Origin of the sequence: Thermogutta sp. (genome assembly GCF_014359955.1) — a bacterium.
Taxonomy (GTDB): Bacteria; Planctomycetota; Planctomycetia; order Pirellulales; family Thermoguttaceae; genus Thermogutta.
In genome coordinates this window covers 1-16,010 of sequence record NZ_JACIYL010000015.1, presented here as the reverse complement: position 1 = coordinate 16,010, position 16,010 = coordinate 1, and the positions used below count along the sequence as shown (strand labels likewise).

The 16,010-nt window shown below is 59.8% G+C and carries 13 protein-coding genes; 3 read left to right on the top strand and 10 right to left on the bottom strand.

Features of this window, described 5'->3' with window-relative positions; genetic code table 11:
- Positions 1-121: 121 nt before the first annotated feature.
- Positions 122-895, bottom strand: coding sequence for a cytochrome b N-terminal domain-containing protein (locus tag H5U08_RS01195; RefSeq protein ID WP_297029305.1), 774 nt, complete (start codon positions 893-895; stop codon positions 122-124).
- Positions 896-906: 11 nt separating this feature from the next.
- Complete coding sequence (locus tag H5U08_RS01190; protein ID WP_297029303.1) at positions 907-1,536, bottom strand: Rieske 2Fe-2S domain-containing protein; 630 nt, start codon at positions 1,534-1,536, stop codon at positions 907-909.
- A gap of 625 nt (positions 1,537-2,161) precedes the next feature.
- Between H5U08_RS01190 and purD the strand changes: the two genes are divergently transcribed.
- Positions 2,162-3,457 (top strand): phosphoribosylamine--glycine ligase, encoded by a 1,296-nt coding sequence (purD, locus tag H5U08_RS01185; RefSeq protein ID WP_297029301.1) that lies wholly within the window; start codon positions 2,162-2,164, stop codon positions 3,455-3,457.
- 39 nt (positions 3,458-3,496) lie between these two features.
- Here the strand turns inward: purD and H5U08_RS01180 are convergent, their stop codons facing one another.
- From H5U08_RS01180 to H5U08_RS01170, 3 genes are all read right to left on the bottom strand, one after another.
- Positions 3,497-4,300 (bottom strand): NYN domain-containing protein, encoded by an 804-nt coding sequence (locus H5U08_RS01180; RefSeq protein WP_297029300.1) that lies wholly within the window; start codon positions 4,298-4,300, stop codon positions 3,497-3,499.
- Between the two features lie 71 nt (positions 4,301-4,371).
- The gene (locus tag H5U08_RS01175; RefSeq protein WP_297029298.1) at positions 4,372-5,658 is read right to left on the bottom strand and encodes a dihydroorotase; all 1,287 of its coding nucleotides are present in this window, start codon (positions 5,656-5,658) and stop codon (positions 4,372-4,374) included.
- Between the two features lie 166 nt (positions 5,659-5,824).
- Positions 5,825-6,790 (bottom strand): aspartate carbamoyltransferase catalytic subunit, encoded by a 966-nt coding sequence (locus tag H5U08_RS01170; RefSeq protein WP_297029296.1) that lies wholly within the window; start codon positions 6,788-6,790, stop codon positions 5,825-5,827.
- Positions 6,791-7,054: 264 nt separating this feature from the next.
- On the opposite strand from H5U08_RS01170, the gene H5U08_RS01165 reads away from it, so the two are divergent.
- On the top strand, positions 7,055-8,035 hold the full coding sequence (locus H5U08_RS01165) for a GGDEF domain-containing protein (RefSeq protein WP_297029295.1): 981 nt from the start codon (positions 7,055-7,057) through the stop codon (positions 8,033-8,035).
- A gap of 79 nt (positions 8,036-8,114) precedes the next feature.
- Here H5U08_RS01165 and H5U08_RS01160 read toward each other — a convergent pair whose 3' ends face one another.
- The gene (locus tag H5U08_RS01160; RefSeq protein WP_297029294.1) at positions 8,115-9,077 is read right to left on the bottom strand and encodes an ABC transporter ATP-binding protein; all 963 of its coding nucleotides are present in this window, start codon (positions 9,075-9,077) and stop codon (positions 8,115-8,117) included.
- A gap of 551 nt (positions 9,078-9,628) precedes the next feature.
- Here H5U08_RS01160 and epsC point away from each other — a divergent pair.
- A complete protein-coding gene (epsC, locus tag H5U08_RS01155) occupies positions 9,629-10,615 on the top strand; it encodes a serine O-acetyltransferase EpsC (RefSeq protein ID WP_297029292.1) in 987 nt (328 codons plus the stop codon).
- 46 nt (positions 10,616-10,661) lie between these two features.
- Here the strand turns inward: epsC and H5U08_RS01150 are convergent, their stop codons facing one another.
- The 4 genes from H5U08_RS01150 to H5U08_RS01135 form a co-directional block, all read right to left on the bottom strand.
- Positions 10,662-13,562 (bottom strand): hypothetical protein, encoded by a 2,901-nt coding sequence (locus H5U08_RS01150; RefSeq protein ID WP_297029290.1) that lies wholly within the window; start codon positions 13,560-13,562, stop codon positions 10,662-10,664.
- A gap of 252 nt (positions 13,563-13,814) precedes the next feature.
- Complete coding sequence (gene atpC, locus H5U08_RS01145; protein WP_297029288.1) at positions 13,815-14,213, bottom strand: ATP synthase F1 subunit epsilon; 399 nt, start codon at positions 14,211-14,213, stop codon at positions 13,815-13,817.
- Between the two features lie 56 nt (positions 14,214-14,269).
- On the bottom strand, positions 14,270-15,763 hold the full coding sequence (gene atpD, locus H5U08_RS01140; RefSeq protein WP_297029287.1) for a F0F1 ATP synthase subunit beta: 1,494 nt from the start codon (positions 15,761-15,763) through the stop codon (positions 14,270-14,272).
- Between the two features lie 121 nt (positions 15,764-15,884).
- A partial coding sequence (locus H5U08_RS01135) for a F0F1 ATP synthase subunit gamma (protein ID WP_297029316.1) occupies positions 15,885-16,010 on the bottom strand: 126 nt, incomplete at its 5' end.

The window sequence follows — 16,010 nt, the reverse complement described above, 5'->3', positions numbered from 1 at the left end:
AATAGAGGATCGCTAACGATTGATCTTTCATCCGACTTTAAAACGATCAAACGTCAGTTTGTCATTCACGTATTCCGTATGATAACCGCTGGTTGCATGTTTTTCCGAAAATACAAAGTGATCAAAGCGGTCCGCTGATGCCCCCATCCTTGCGCACGCGCCAGAAGTGAAGCCCGCAAAGAAACGCCATAGCCAGGGGGAGGGCTATACAGTGCCAGATATAAAACCTGTTGAGAGCCGTCGGTCCGATTTCATCACTTCCCAGCAAAAAGTAGCGCAGATCGGAAGACCGGGTGATCAGCGGTTCGCCGTGCAGCGTGAGAAGCTCGCTTCCCGGTCCCTGATGGCCGACAAACGGTGCCGCGGCCACCATGTTCGTGCCCACTGTGGTCGCCCAGTAGGCGAGTTGGTCCCATGGTAATAGATAGCCGGTAAACGAAAGCAGAAGCGTGAGGATCAGAAGACTTACACCGATGACCCAATTGAATTCCCGTGGTGGACGATAGCTTCCGGTCAGAAAAACTCGCAGCATATGGAGCATCACGACCACGACCATGGCGTGTCCTGCCCAACGGTGAAGCTCGCGCATAATTCCGAAATAAACGGAATGCCGCAGATCGAGAATATCAGCGTAAGCATACTCGGGGACCGGCCGATAATAGAACATCAAGGCCACACCGGTGACGATTTCCACCAAAAAAAGAAAAAAGGCCAGCCCGCCCATACACCAGGTGTAGCGGAGGCGCACGGCATACCGCGGCAAACCCGCCGGATGGACGTGGAGGACGAATGTATTAAAGATCATGAGGACTTTTTCCCGGGTTGTGCGCGGGAGCGGAACCCGGAAAATACTGCGGTACACCCGCGACTGTCTTATTCGATGCCACACACCCATCCCCGTTTCCCTCACCCCACACTTTCGTCAAGCCTCACAAAGCTTCTCGGATCGTCCCAGCCGCCGTTTTCCCTGCGGTAAGTGAGCCGCGTATTGACGAGGAGAACCCCATCGACCAGATCAACAGCACACCGTTCCAGAGCTCGCCGGGCCGGGCCGCGGAGTCGGTGGCCCTCTTTATCAAAGGCACTTCCATGACATGGGCAGACAAACTGCCGCAAGCCCGCATCCCATTGAGTAATACACCCCAGATGGGTGCACGAGGCTTTCAGCACAACGATCCGTTCTCCCTGCGTGCCTGATTGCCGGACAACGTAAACGCCCAGCGTGTTCAACCACGCTGTCTGGACGGTGTCGGGCACAATCTGATCCACGGGCACGAGGGGGATCCAATCGTCTGCCTTCTGCGGGTTTCTGGGCCACAGAAATCTCACACCTGCATAGCTTGCCGAAACACCCAGGATACTCCCAAGCACCGTGAGCAGCCGAACGAGCAGACGGTTCCACCCCACCGCTGCGGCAACGGTTTGAGCCACCCTGACAAAGAACTGGCGACGTGCCGCGGGTGTCGTGGAGGGAGGTCTCTCAGCGGTCTGCGAATTCTGCGAAGGCGGTGAATGCGTCGTAACTCTTGCGTCCATCTGCAAGAAAACCCCTGGTGAAAAACGATTCATTTTTCGCTGCGCGGAGGCGCAGCCGCAAAATCGGTCGCTGGCGCCCGTACCGAGGGGCGTCGTCCTCCCGGAAACTTATCGCTCGGGCCGTCCTCGGCGAGTCGTCCCCCCCGATTCTCCTATTGTGCTTTATCGCCCTACGCAGGTCTAACGCACGGAGCGGACGCACACATGTCCGGGCGGAGTCACCGTTCTCCCTTGCTCGTCGACGTTCGAACCGTGATGGCCCGGTACAGTTTTTTGTCCACTGCTCTCTACGCACACCGAGGGCCGTTCGGTTCCCTTTCGGCAGGGCCAGCGCCGGCGGCGTATCTTGAGCCCCACAAGAGCGAGCTCGAAAAATGAGTTTCGCCGGACACGACAAGCGCAACCCCTCCACATCGGAGGGACCTGCTTGTCAGGTCCGTTCTTACCGTCTCCGGCTATTTCGCAGGAACGACGTTGCCTCTCCCTTCCTCAATCCGATCGCCCACGCAGATTCGAATCTATGCGGCAGAAGCGGCAATCCTTCTCACACTCCAGCCCATAACCTAAAATCAGGGTCTACAGCAAGTTGGTGGAGTGGCACGCGATTTGGAAAAGGTCCGATACGATGAACGTGTTGGTGATTGGAAGTGGAGGCCGGGAACACGCGCTGGCGTGGAAACTGAAGCAAAGTCCGCTTGCTGAGCGGGTATTTGTCGCCCCAGGCAACGCGGGCACAGCCCAGGATGCCGAAAACGTTCCCATTTCGGAAAAGGATTTGGAAGGTTTAATCCGTTTTGCCAAGGCCAACCGGGTGGGCCTGACAGTGGTTGGCCCCGAAGCCCCACTCGCTGAGGGGATCGTCGATGCCTTCCGCGCGGAGAAATTGCGGATTTTCGGCCCTACCAAGACCGCTGCGGAACTGGAGGCCAGTAAGGTTTTCTGCAAGCAACTCCTGCGCTCGGCCGACGTGCCGACGGCCGACTTCCAGATCTTTTCGGACCCCGCTTCCGCCCGACGCTACCTCATGGAAAAAGAGGACATGCCGCTGGTAGTCAAAGCGGACGGGCTGGCCGCCGGCAAAGGCGTGATCGTCTGTGACAATCGCGAGCAGGCCCTTCAGGCCATTCGGCTGATCGCCGAGGAAAAAGCGTTCGGCTCGGCGGGCGACCGACTGGTCATCGAGGAGCGGCTTCACGGAGAAGAGGCCAGTGTTCTGGCGATCACCGATGGGAAAACGATTGTCACGCTTCAGCCTGCGCAGGACCACAAGCCTGCGTTCGATGGGGACACGGGCCCCAATACAGGTGGCATGGGGGCCTATTCTCCTGCTCCGGTGGTAAGCGACGAGCCCCTTCACTGGATCGAAGCCAACATTCTCGTTCCCACCGTCCATGCCATGCGGAAGGCCGGCCGGCCTTTCACCGGGGTGCTCTATGCAGGTTTGATGATGACGCCGCTTGGTCCGCGGGTGCTGGAATTTAATGTGCGGTTCGGCGATCCGGAATGCCAGCCCCTTATGATGCGGCTCAAATCGGATCTGCTGGAGATCCTCAATCTGGCAGTCGATGGACGACTCGATCAGCTCGAATCGCTGGAATGGGATCCGCGCCCTGCGGTGTGCGTTGTGATGGCCAGCGAGGGATATCCCGGCTCCTACCAGAAAGGCTTTCCCATCCGCGGTCTGGACGAAGCGGCCCGCTTGCCGGATGTCAAGGTCTTTCACGCGGGAACGGCGATAAAAGACGGGGACATTGTCACCGCGGGCGGCCGGGTGCTGGGCGTGACTGCCCTCGGCGAGAATATCGCCCGGGCGAAATACCAGGCCTACGCGGCCGTCAAATGCATCCGCTGGCAGGGGGCGTGGTGCCGAAAGGATATTGCCGACAAGGCGATTCGCCGGTTGACTCAGCAGAACGTCTGACCGCTTCGGTGGATACGTTGCTCCCAGAGACTTCCCGCACTAACCGTGCCGACGGGGCGGCCGGCGCTGGCGAGGTCGCCGCATTCGCCCAAGATCCCGTTCATCCAGCGCGTCGATCGGGCGTTCAAGCTCATCGGGAGTGAAACCAAAGTCCACCCCGGGAAACGCTTCGGGAGGCAACTCCGGCGCCTGTTGTCTGCCGTCGGTCGCTGCGTCCCGAGTGGGCCCTTCCGTGGTCGGTCGAGCGTTGTTGGAAGCTCTCGCTTCTGAATCCGGCCGTCGCTCCGATTCGGGCACAGGTTCCAGGTTTTCCGCGGCGGCGTCCCCGGATATCCCCAGCAGCCGGAGCCAGTCCTCGGTATTCATGAACGAGACGTCAGGTGGTTTGGAGGGGGCATCACTGGGGCGAGGCGACGTGGTACCGCGGTAAGATGCCCGGATCAGCAATTCGCGATACCACTTCTCGCTGTCCACGAATTTGGCCCGCCGGCGACGTGCCGCCCGCTGAACACGGTGATCACTCGAGATGACCGTCAGCTTCCGCGGAGACGTGTGCTCATGGATGAGTCGTTCCAGCAGCGAATCGGCATCGGGGTATCGCACGGCAAACTTCACAGAAATGCCGCAGTAGTCAAACTCCGCGGGCAATGGTCGCGGAGGGCTGTGAGCATCGAAGACCACGAGAGTTTCCCGGGCTTCTTCGGGAGTCAGATGTTCCACGAGAAAATCCAGAAGCGCCTGACGCGCCACTCCCAAAGGAGACGCGCCGGCCGCCCCGGCGTTTTTCACTTCGATCCCCGAGCAATTGAGAAAGTTGTAGCCATCGATCAAATATCGGATCACCTACCCGGGTCTCCCATCCGCAGCCCATAGTCCGCGAGGAGCCTGCCCCGCAGCATTCGCGCGACACGCCATCAACCGTGCCCGCCCCACTCGTATTTTATCGCACCGCCGACAATGACAACTGTCGCGCGACCTTCCATTTCCCAACCGGCGAAGGGGGTGTTCTTCGACTTGGAATGGAGTTGTTCCGGATCGACCGTCCATTTCACATCAGGGTCGATGATGGTGACGTCGGCGTCCGCCCCGATTTGCAGCGTCCCCTTGGGAATTCCGAGAATACGGGCAGGATTGACGGTGAGTTTGGCGAGGGCTTCGGACCACGAGAGAATACCCGGCTTGATGAGCCGCATGATGACCAGGGACAGGGCCGTCTCTAGTCCCACGATACCGAACGGGGCGCGGTCCAGCTCCTGCATCTTTTTTTCCTTGGCGTGCGGGGCGTGATCGGTGGCGATGACGTCGATCGTACCGTCTCGCAGGCCTTCCAGGCACGCTTTGACGTGTTCTTTCGAGCGCAGAGGGGGATTCATCTTGAAGTTGGAATCAAACGTCCGCAGCGACTCGTCCGTGAGCGTGAAATGGTGGGGCGTCACCTCCGCGGTCACGCGGACTCCGCGGGCTTTTGCCCGGCGAATAGCGTCCACGCTCCCCAGGGTGGAAACGTGCATCACATGGAGGCGTCCCCCTGTGGCTTCCGCAAGGGCGATATCCCGGGCGACCATGACCGACTCTGCGGCCGCGGGGATTCCCGGCAAACCCAGGATCAATGACACCAGCCCCTCGTGCATCACACCATTGCGCGTCAATTCGGGAATCTCACAATGATTACACACCGGCTTGTCAAACATCAGACAGTATTCGAACGCCCGCCGCATCAATTCCGGGTCGTAAACCGGCGCCCCATCATCGCTGAAAGCAACCGCTCCTGCCGCCACGAGTTGCCCGATTTCTGCAAGCTCTTCTCCTTTGCGATCCTTGCTGACGCAGGCGATGACGTAAACATTGCAGTGCCCGTCGCGGGCGGCTTTCTGACGGACGAATTCCACCGTTGCGGGAGTGTCGATGGGCGGGTCGGTGTTGGGACAACAGGCGATGGAGGTAAAACCTCCTGCCACAGCCGCTCGTGTACCGGTGGCAATCGTCTCATCATCTTCGTGGCCGGGTTCACGAAGATGAACATGCATATCGATCAAACCCGGGGAGACGATTTTCCCCCGGGCATCGATCACCCGCTCGTCTCCTCTGGCGGTCGGATTGTAAGCGGCAATCTTTCCGTCCTCGATGAGGATATCGATGTGATCATCCAATCCCTGACTGGGATCGATGACCCGTCCACCGCGGATCAGAATTCGCTCCATTTTTTTCATCCCTCGCCAATCACTGCACGGCGAACCCTGTGTGATACATGTTCATTATTTTTTTCGCCGGCGGCGCGACTCCCGGCGCTTTTACGATCTAAGATGCTCGGACACAGTTTTCGTAAATTTTCCATGGGGTGCACGACGAGCAACGTCCGGCTGCTCATCACTTCTGGTCCGTTGTGCCCGTCAGCAACCAGAGGACGGCCATACGGACGGCCACGCCGTTTGTCACCTGATCCAGAATCGCCGAATGTTTGCCGTCCGCGACGTCAGCGGTGACCTCGACACCGCGATTGATCGGTCCGGGCGCAATGATCAAGATGCCCGGCTTTGTGCGGGCCAGGCGCTCAGCATTCATGGCGTAAAGCAGGGCATATTCGCGAACAGAGGGGAACGGCCGTCGCGTCTGTCGCTCGAACTGGATCCGCAGCAAATTGAGCACGTCCACCCGTGGGAGAATCTCGTCCAGGCTGTAGGAGTACTCGACCCCCAACTTCTCCCAATCACGCGAGACGAGCGTTGATGGCCCGCACACGATGACGTGCGCGCCCAGTTTCTTCACGCCCCAGATGTTGGACCGGGCTGTACGGCTATGGGCGATATCGCCGACAAGGGCCACGGTAAGGCCCTCGACTCGACCCAGCCGCTGCCGAATGGTCAGGATATCCAGCAGACCCTGAGTGGGATGTTCGTGGGGCCCGTCGCCTGCGTTGATCACCGAGCAGCGGAGGGATTTGGCCAGCAAATGCGGTGTCCCCGGGGTACTATGCCGCACCACCACCGCGTCGATTCCCATGGCCTCCAGGTTCCGCGCCGTGTCCACCACCGTTTCGCCTTTGGAAAGGCTGCTTGTGGCCGCGGAAAAATCGACCACATCAGCCCCCAATCGACGCGCGGCCAGGGAAAAGCTGTTGCGGGTTCGCGTGGAGTTTTCAAAGAATAAATTGACGCACGTCTTGCCGGTCAAAAGCGACCACTTCCTGATCCCCCGGTCAAACGCGCGGCGAAACACTTGCGCCGTATCGAGGATCCGAACGATTTCCTCCGCCGACAGTTCCTCCAGGCTGAGCAGGTGGCGACGGCACCAACCTGCACGCAGTTCCAGAAGCTGGGATTGAAATTCGTCCATCTGACGAGCACTCTCTCTGAGCGAATCACCTACGCCCAATGACCGCCTTCCCCCGCATATCTCTGTTTCATCAATCTCCCGGCTCATGATCTTTTCAGACCGACGTCCAATCGCCACAATAAAACGCGCGTTGGATTTTCGGTTGTGTGGCCGCGCATCATCTGGCCGATTCTAAGGCACGGACTTTCACCCCGCAAGGATGCCCAGCCCGCCACCGATAAAGACTCCCCATTTTAATGGACCAGGTTCGCGCTGATTCCGTCCATGGCCCGTTTGTTTCGCCCCTCACTGGTGGTACTTCTGGAACCGACACGGTGGACGAGAATACGCGAGGCGGTGGAGCGTCTCATTCCCGGTGAGTTGGGCGACGTGCTGGTGATTTCGGCAGATGAATCGGAAACGCCGGGGTCTTCCGATCAGGGCGTCAGTCCTGGCGTTTCACGGCCTGGGAAATTGCTCTCCCCTCCCCGGAGCGGCGTCATTCTCCTGACGGATCGGGCGGTATCTGCGGAAGATCTTGCCCAACGGCTTCATCCCGGCCCCAGCGATCGGCAAAGACCGGCTCGTGTGTACATCGTCTCTTTGAACCGTCACTTGCCGGGGGATGCAGTTCTTCCGGAAGACGCTCCCCCCGCGGCCGTGGCAGAGGCTCTGCGACTGCTCGCGAAGGTCGCCCGTTTGCAATACGTCCTCCGACGTCGCCGACTCCTGGTCCGACGGCTGAAACGCGCTGCCTTTCGGGACCCTCTGACAGGTCTTCTCAACCGCCGGGCCTGGCCCCGGGTGTTTCGTGCTGTCTGGCAGCGGGCCAAAAGGACACATCAGCAAATGGTGTTCGCCCTGTTTGACCTGGACAACTTCAAATCGGTCAATGACACACTGGGCCATCGGCGAGGTGACGAGCTTTTACGGAGCGTCGGACTGGCCGCCCGGCAAGCATGTCGGCGGAGCGATTATCTTTTCCGCTGGGGTGGAGATGAAATCGCGCTGCTCTGCGCCATCGACCCCAAGGTACCAGCCGAGCCGATCGTCAACCGTGTGCGTGAGCACCTCGCCACAAAGGTGACCGATCTCGGCGAGAAGCTCATCACCGCCAGCGCCGGAATCAGCATCGTCTCGCCAGGCACACCGGCAACATCCGGCAAATCCCTCGCGAAAATAGCAGAAGAAATGATTCAGCACGCCGATCAGGCCCTGTGCCGCGCCAAATCCTTCGGCGGCAACACTGTTTGCCGATTTCCCTGAGCCTGAAACGCGGAAGCACCTGGGGCCGATGAGCGGACATCACGGCCTCCTCAGCGGAAAACGGCCAGAGCGACAGGATTCATGGCATGCGCTGCTGACTGTCTACCGGTGCGTTGCCGGCCGTCGCCTCAACAAAAAGTTCCTCCAGGGTGGGCAGAAGCGGCTGATACTCCACAACGTCAATCCCTCCGAGGACGAGACTTCGCAGCACCTGCGCGAGAACCGCTTCCTCCTGCCGGGACGTATCAGCAAGTTCCAGAATCACCTGTCCATTTTTCACGCTCCGCCACCGAACCTGGGGCAGGTTCCTGAGGATGTTCTCCAGCCGATCGGGCGTACCCAGGTAGTGCACACGGACGCGGGGACGGCGATCCGTTTTTGCCAGTACTTCTCGCAGCGTCCCAGAAACCACCATGCGTCCCCGTTCGATAATGCCCACGTGTGTCGCCATATCAGCCAGCTCGGCCAGGATATGGCTGGAAAGAAGGATGGTCTTGCCCTCGGCAGCCCATTCTTTGAGAAGGGACTTGAACTCCATTCGGGCAACTGGATCGAGTCCCGCCGTCGGTTCATCGAGAATGAGAACAGGGGGATCGTGGACCAGTGCCCGCGCCAGGTAGAGCCGCTGCTTCCATCCCCGGGAAAGTCTGCGGACGTCAGTTCTGGCGTAAGCGGCCAGGCCGAGGCGATCCAGGAGGTCATCCACGCGCCGTCGCCTGATTTGTCGGGGCACCCCGTAAGCACGGGCAAAAAAATCGAGAAAGCCCTTTACCCGAAAACCGGGGAATTCGGCAAAAGTATCCGGGACATAACCCAGGTGACGGCGAACCTCGCGCGGCTGGTGCGTGACACTGTAGCCGGCGATCACGCCGTCGCCAGCCGTCGCCCGAATCAGTGTCGCCAGGAAGCGGATCGTCGTTGTTTTTCCAGCGCCATTGCGGCCAACGAAACCGAAGATTTCGCCGGGAGACACCTGGAAACTCAAGCGGTCAACCGCGCAAAAGCTGCCGTATTTTTTGGTAAAGGCTTCAAGTTTGATCATGAAAGACGTATTTCCGAAGCAACTGAACCCGCGGTCCTGCCGCATTGTCCCAGTTTAGAAACACTCGCCGCGGATGACCACGCTCCCCGTGGATCGAGCCATGTCAAAGTGAGCGACGTAACAAAAGTATAACGGTAGGATAACATCCGCCGGTTCAAATTGTCCCGTTCGACCGAAAATCAAAACAAACGGGAAATACTTTCCAGCGACCGGGCGAGCCTTGTTTTTGTGACAGGCCGTGCTACCATAATTCAGGAGACAAACTCTCGGTCTTCAAGGGAGGAAGGTCTCGCTGTGATCCTCCGACTCCTGGCGGGCTCATGTCTGAAACGGTGTCGCTGTCCGGCGTAAACCGGACAGAAGCGGCACAATCTTTACTGAAAAAGTTACTTTGGTCTTCGACCCGCAGGTCACCCCCCGGTAGCGAGGTTTTTTGCATAGGCTGATTCATTTCTGTTTGGCGCCGACAAATTGATAACACGCTCTGCCAGGTTCGTTCCAAAAGTCGCCCAGCAGCCCATCAGTTCGATTCAATCACCGGAGACAAGGCCATGGCTTCCGATTTCCGCCTGAAGGAAAAGTTGCCCGAAATCACCAACCGACTGGTGGAAACGTACCGTACTCACGGCAGCACGAGCCATCTCGGCCATTGTCCACTGCCCAATTACGAGGCCGTCATTCAAGCCACAGAGTGGATGAAGGAGATCCTGTTCCCCGGTTACCGCCGACGCGACGGCCTGCACATGGGAAATGTGGTCTACTACGTGGGGGACCTGGTGGACAAATTGCACGACCTTTTGACGCAGCAAATCGCGCGGGCTTTGCGTCACGAGGCCAATCACACGGCTGAGTGTGATCCGGTGAGACTGGCGGACTTTGAAGCCCTAGGACAGGCCAAGACGCTGGCGTTCCTTGAACAACTGCCCGAATTACGGAAGATCCTGGCACTGGATGTTCAGGCGGCCTACGAGGGTGATCCCGCCTGCAAGTCCCTGGATGAAGTCATCCTCTGCTATCCCGGGTTTGAAGCGGTCACCGTGTATCGTCTGGCGCACCTTCTCCATGAGCTTGAGGTTCCCCTCATTCCACGCATGATGACAGAATGGGCCCACAGCCGCACGGGCATCGATATTCATCCCGGAGCGAAAATCGGCACGTATTTCTTCATTGACCATGGCACGGGCGTGGTCATTGGGGAGACGTGCGAGATCGGCCATCACGTCAAACTGTATCAGGGCGTCACATTGGGAGCGCTGAGCTTTCCCACGGACTCGGAAGGTCGACTGGTCCGCGGAACCAAACGTCACCCCACAATCGAGGATCGCGTCGTCATTTATGCGAATGCGACTGTTCTCGGCGGGCGAACTGTTGTCGGGCACGACTCAGTGATTGGTTCCAGCGTGTGGTTGACCCGCTCCGTTCCCCCGCATTCGACGGTGCTGCTCGAGCGTCCCAACCTTCGCATCCGCGAAAAGTGTGAGGAACTTCGGCCGGAGAACAGCCTGGCCAACGGCAAAGCCACCCAGGACGCCCCTTGAATAGCTCGCCCTTCACTCTCCCGCTCTTTTCCGCGTTCCCGGTGACTCAATCGCGGGCGCTATGCTTATTTCTGGTTTGGCGCGACACAAGACGGGCAATTGGACCGAACAAGGCCATTCCACACACCAGGCTCCACCCACACACGGAGAGGGCCGCCCCGAAAGCGAGTCCCGGGGGATGGTACGTCCAGGCAAGGAGCCAATCCCCCGGTGACAAAAACAGCCCCATGAACAGGCCATCCACTCGGAGTGGGCGGCAGGAGAATGCATCCCTTCCCTCCCCAGATCTGACCGCCACGCGCCAGCCCGGGTCGGCACCCTCGCGCACAATGACAAGCCCTGGATGAACAAGCCGCACGCGCACCTCGATTTTTCCCGGTTGATAACGAAGGATGCTGGCGAATTCCGCCGTTTCTCGAGAAGGCTCACCAACCGTCGATGGATCCCCAGAAATCCCTGTGGCGTGCGTATCCTGTAATTCCACCACGTGGGCGCCGTTCGGTTCCCTCGGCTGTCCGCCGGGAAATTGAATAATGGCGATCCGCTCCCACGTCTCGCCAAGGCCCATGTACGTGGTCGGAAGCGTCGTCCAGTTGTGCGTGATTTCCACCCAGCGGGCCTTTTCCGCGGGAGAAACGGGGTCGTCCGAGGTCAACTCTCCGTCGCCCTGGGCAGAAGTCCGTGGCTCCAGGCTGGCCCCCAGTTCGGCAAGCCACGATGGCGGCGGGGTCATTCGTCCCGATTGAAGTCGCCACGCACGAAGAAGCGAGAGGAGAACGGCCTGTTCGGCGGGGAGAAAAGTTCCGTAATTTTCGAGCGGGGCCTCACCGCGCAGCATTCCCCAGCGAAACGCGCCCGTCGTATATTCCCAATCGCAAATTTCCTGAATCCGATTCGGCGACGCGTGGGCACCCCATTCAGACGGATACCAGCACCACGGCTGCCAGAAGCGTCGCGGAACCTCCGAGGATATCGGCACGCGTGAGACCTCCGGTGGACGCACCGCCACGACAAGCCACCCGTTGTGAATCAGAAGATCAGCCGCAAGGATCGTCAACAGTGCGATCGGCCAAAAGGCAGGCCGAAACCAGTGGATGACAACCCCAACCGCGGCCATCACCCCCAACAGAGAGACGACGGTTACCAGGGTTTCGGCGGCCGCACGCTCCCTTTGAAATGGTCCAAAAAGCACGTCACCGGCAGCGCCGGACCACCACTGCCCCTGGTGGAGCGCGACTATGAGCACCGCGCCGCCGAAGCACACGAGCCCTCCCGTCACGAGTACGCGGCGGACAAGGGCTTTCGCAAGGCGGCGATCTCTCTGAATCTCATCGAGCCCCACTGCCGCCAGAATAGCCAGGGCCAGGGCGGGAAACACCAGCCATTTGGAAGGATACCGGAAGAGGGCATAACGCGGCAGGCAATGGACGAACAACCAGTACAATCCGCCCATCGGTGGCAAGGTTCCTCTTTCGCCCAGGTCACAACCGGTGGACATCCGCACAAGTTCCGTGAGTACGCCCGCCGGTCCATACCATCCCAACGCCGCGACCGCAGAGAGCACCCCTATCCACGTCAGCCACACCCTCGCGATCGCAGGAGAAGAATCCGCAACGGCGGGAGCTGCGCCCGGTGCCCGGCTGGCACAGCCGCTGGAAAGCGGTTGGCTGTGACTCGCGCCAGGCGACCGGAGCGTGCTGGCCCCCGCGTTTTTGAGCACCCATCGCCCCGCCAGAACGGCCAGAAGGAACGTCGTGATTCCCTGATAGAGCGTCGGCACCCACCACCGACCTTCCTCGACCACAACCGTCATCCACCGCGTATGGTACGGAAACGGACGGCCCCCAAAATTCGGCCAGAGATACTCGATCCAGCGATAAACGGGGGTCGAAAAATCGTAAATAACTCGGTCATAATGCCGCTTTTCTTGCTCGGCCACTTTTTGCCACCAGGGGGAATCCTGGGATTCGGACCGCACATTGCTGTGACCATCGGGATTGGTTGCAGGCTCGGCCTTCTGGTGCGTCCAACCGGCCAGCAGGGCGCGGTCACTTCGACGGGCGTACATCGCCGTGGGGACGAGCTGCACGGCAGCCAGCAGGAAGGCCAAAACGGACATCAGCACGAGCCTCACACCTGCGGAAAAAATGCAGGCTAATCCGGCGGGCGTTGCTTCCCTGCCCCGCACCCGTATTTTTCCGAGTTCGGTTGCGATTCGCACCAGCCAGGTAACAAGTGCCACGAGTCCACAGTGGTAAGCGGTTTGTGGGTCGCCTCCCACACACATCATCGCCAGGGACACGGCACTTTCGAGCAACGGACGCGCGGAGCAGCGAAGTTCACGCGCGGTCGTGTTGGCGAACCACAACGACCTGGACCATGGACTGCCGCTTCCAGGTGGGGCAGGAACAAACGGCTGACACACAAACAACAACTCGAATAAGCCCGCCAGTGCAAAAGGGAGCCACGCTCCGCTGATCAGGTAGATCGGGTTGTAGATCTGGAACAGCAGATAGCCGGAAAACGGGTAGGCAAAAGCGGCCCAGCAGGCCGCCGGGGATGAAACGCCCAGTCGCCGCCCCAGTCTGAACGCCCCCCAACCCGCCAAAGCCATGTGCGCTAGCAGAAACAGCAGATAACACCAGCGGTACGGCAGAGGAAGCAGGAACACGAGAATGCCGGGGTAAAACGCGCCGGCAACACCTTCCGCCGCAAGGGGAGTCCCGAGGACCAGGTAGGGGTTCCACCAGGGCCCCACACCCGCGCGAACCTGTTCCCGGATGAAAAGCCAAAGCGGATAGTAGAGATTGGCTCCATCCCGAAAGAGTGGAAGCGAATCGGAAAAGACGCTCTTTTGAAAGAAAGCCAGCCAGACAACCAACCAACCCACGCCAGCCGAAGCTGCCAGGCCCAGCGATCGCACGCGTTGCAGATGGGCGGAGTTCATTCAAGCAGGCGTCGTCCCCGAATGGAAAGGGCCGTCCGCATGGTTATGGGCCCCCTATTTCGCCCTCCCTCGTTGCCGTTGACGCGTGTTTTTCACCCCCAACATCTCACGTGCTGTCCCTCCGATCCCACCACGCGAGGCCCACTTTCCCGAGCCACGCAAGTTTTTTGAGCTGGATTGGGGCCGTTCGGTACCCGGTCAACCGGCGTGAGGGCTGAAAAGCATGGTCGTCTGCCAGGGTGGGAAACGCAATCACTCTCCGTGTCGCGCAACACGAAGCATCGCCCGCAACCGAGCCGCCTGCGCATTCCGTTCGGCGATGGCCTGATCCCCCGCGGCACGGGTCTGGATGACCTGTTCCAATTGTTGGTGGATTACGTCGGGGGCCAGTTCCCGAACGGTAAGGGTTCTCGTCGTGACGACCGACACCACGTCGTTGAGGACTTCCACGAATCCACCTTCCACATAGAACCGGCGGACTTTCTCCCCCTGACGAACGCGCAGCTCGCCTGCGCCCAGCCGACCGATGAGTGGAGCATGGCGAGGGTAAATCCCCAGCTCTCCATCCGGAAGGGGAACGACCACGGCATCGGCCGTGTCTTCCAGCACTTTGCGCTCGGGCGTGACAACAATGCAGCGGAGCCCAGCCATTCTTGACACTCACTTCCTCCGAACGACGTACCGCCAGGGGAAAAGCCCAGCTCTGATCATTTTTTCTTGGCTTCAAATTTCATTCGCTCGGCCTGCTCGGCGGCCTGCTCGATGGTTCCCACGTACATGAAGGCCTGCTCGGGCAGATGATCCCACTTCCCGTCCACCAGTTCCTCGAAGCTGCGAATGGTCTCGGAGAGGGGCGTGATCTCGCCCGGCTTGCCCGTGAAGGCCTCTGCCACCAGGAACGGCTGGGAGAGGAATCGCTCGATCCGCCGTGCACGGTGCACAATCAACTTGTCCTCTTCACTCAATTCCTCCACCCCCAGGATGGCGATGATGTCCTGCAACTCGCGGTAGCGCTGAAGGATCCTCTGGACCCGCCGGGCGATGTTGTAATGGCGTTCACCGACATACTGGGGATCCAGAAGCCGACTGGATGAAGCAAGCGGATCCACAGCGGGATAGATCCCCTTCTCCGCAATCGAGCGCTCCAAGTAGATAAACGCGTCCAACTGCCCAAATGCCGTGGCCGGGGCAGGGTCTGTCGGGTCGTCGGCAGGAACATACACCGCCTGCACCGAGGTGATGGCCCCGCGGGATGTGGACGTGATCCGTTCCTGAAGGGCCCCCATCTCCGTGGCCAGCGTCGGTTGGTAGCCTACCGCGGATGGCATCCGGCCAAGCAACGCGGAAACCTCGCTTCCCGCCTGGGAGAATCGGAAAATGTTGTCGATAAACAGGAGCACGTCCGCTCCAGTGGTGTCGCGGAAATACTCTGCCATGGTGAGGGCGGAAAGGGCTACCCGCAAACGGGCTCCAGGCGGCTCGTTCATCTGGCCGAAGACCATGCACGTTTGCTCGATGACGCGCCGCCCCGTGGAACCGATCTTCGTCTCCTGCATTTCCAGCCAGAGGTCGTTACCCTCGCGGGTCCGCTCCCCCACCCCGGCGAACACCGAATAACCACCGTGCGAGGTGGCAATCCGGGCGATAAGCTCGGTGAGGATCACGGTTTTTCCCAGTCCCGCACCACCGAACAATCCCGCCTTGCCACCCCGAACGAACGGGGTCAAAAGGTCAATCACCTTGATTCCCGTTTCGAACACCTCCACCTTCGTGGAGAGCTCGGTGACCGGCGGCGCTTCGCGATGGATCGGCCACCAATCTTCGGCCTCGACCGGTCCGCGATCATCGATCGGTTCACCAAGCAGGTTGAACACGCGGCCGAGAATTCCCTTTCCCACGGGAACCTTGACCGGTCCCCCGGTATCCAGGCACTTCATCCCCCGCACCAGACCATCGGTGGTTCCCAGCGCCACGCAGCGGACGCGGCCTCCGCCGAGGTGCTGCTGGACTTCGCCAGTCAGGTTGATGCGGATGCCTTTGACTTCCTCCTCGACTTTCACCGCATTGTAAATAGCCGGCAGTCGATGCTCGGGAAACTCCGCATCGAAAGTGGAACCGATCACCTGCGTGATCCGCCCATAGTTGGGCTCCCGTACGACATCCACCTGGGTTGGCTTCGTTTCCGCGCTAGGGCTGCTCATGTCGTCCCTCGATTTCCCTTCTTACAACTCTGATGCGAAGTTTTCAGCTTATTTTGATGCCAGTTGCATGACCCGCTGCGCAGGCCTCCGTGGACCGCCATACAGGACGGCCTTGCCAGGATTACCCCCCTTGTTTTTCCAGGGCCTCTGCTCCGCTGACCACCTCGAGGATTTCCGACGTGATCTGGGTTTGTCTGGCCCGGTTGTACGCCACGCTCAAGTTCGCCAGCATCGTATCGGCATTTTC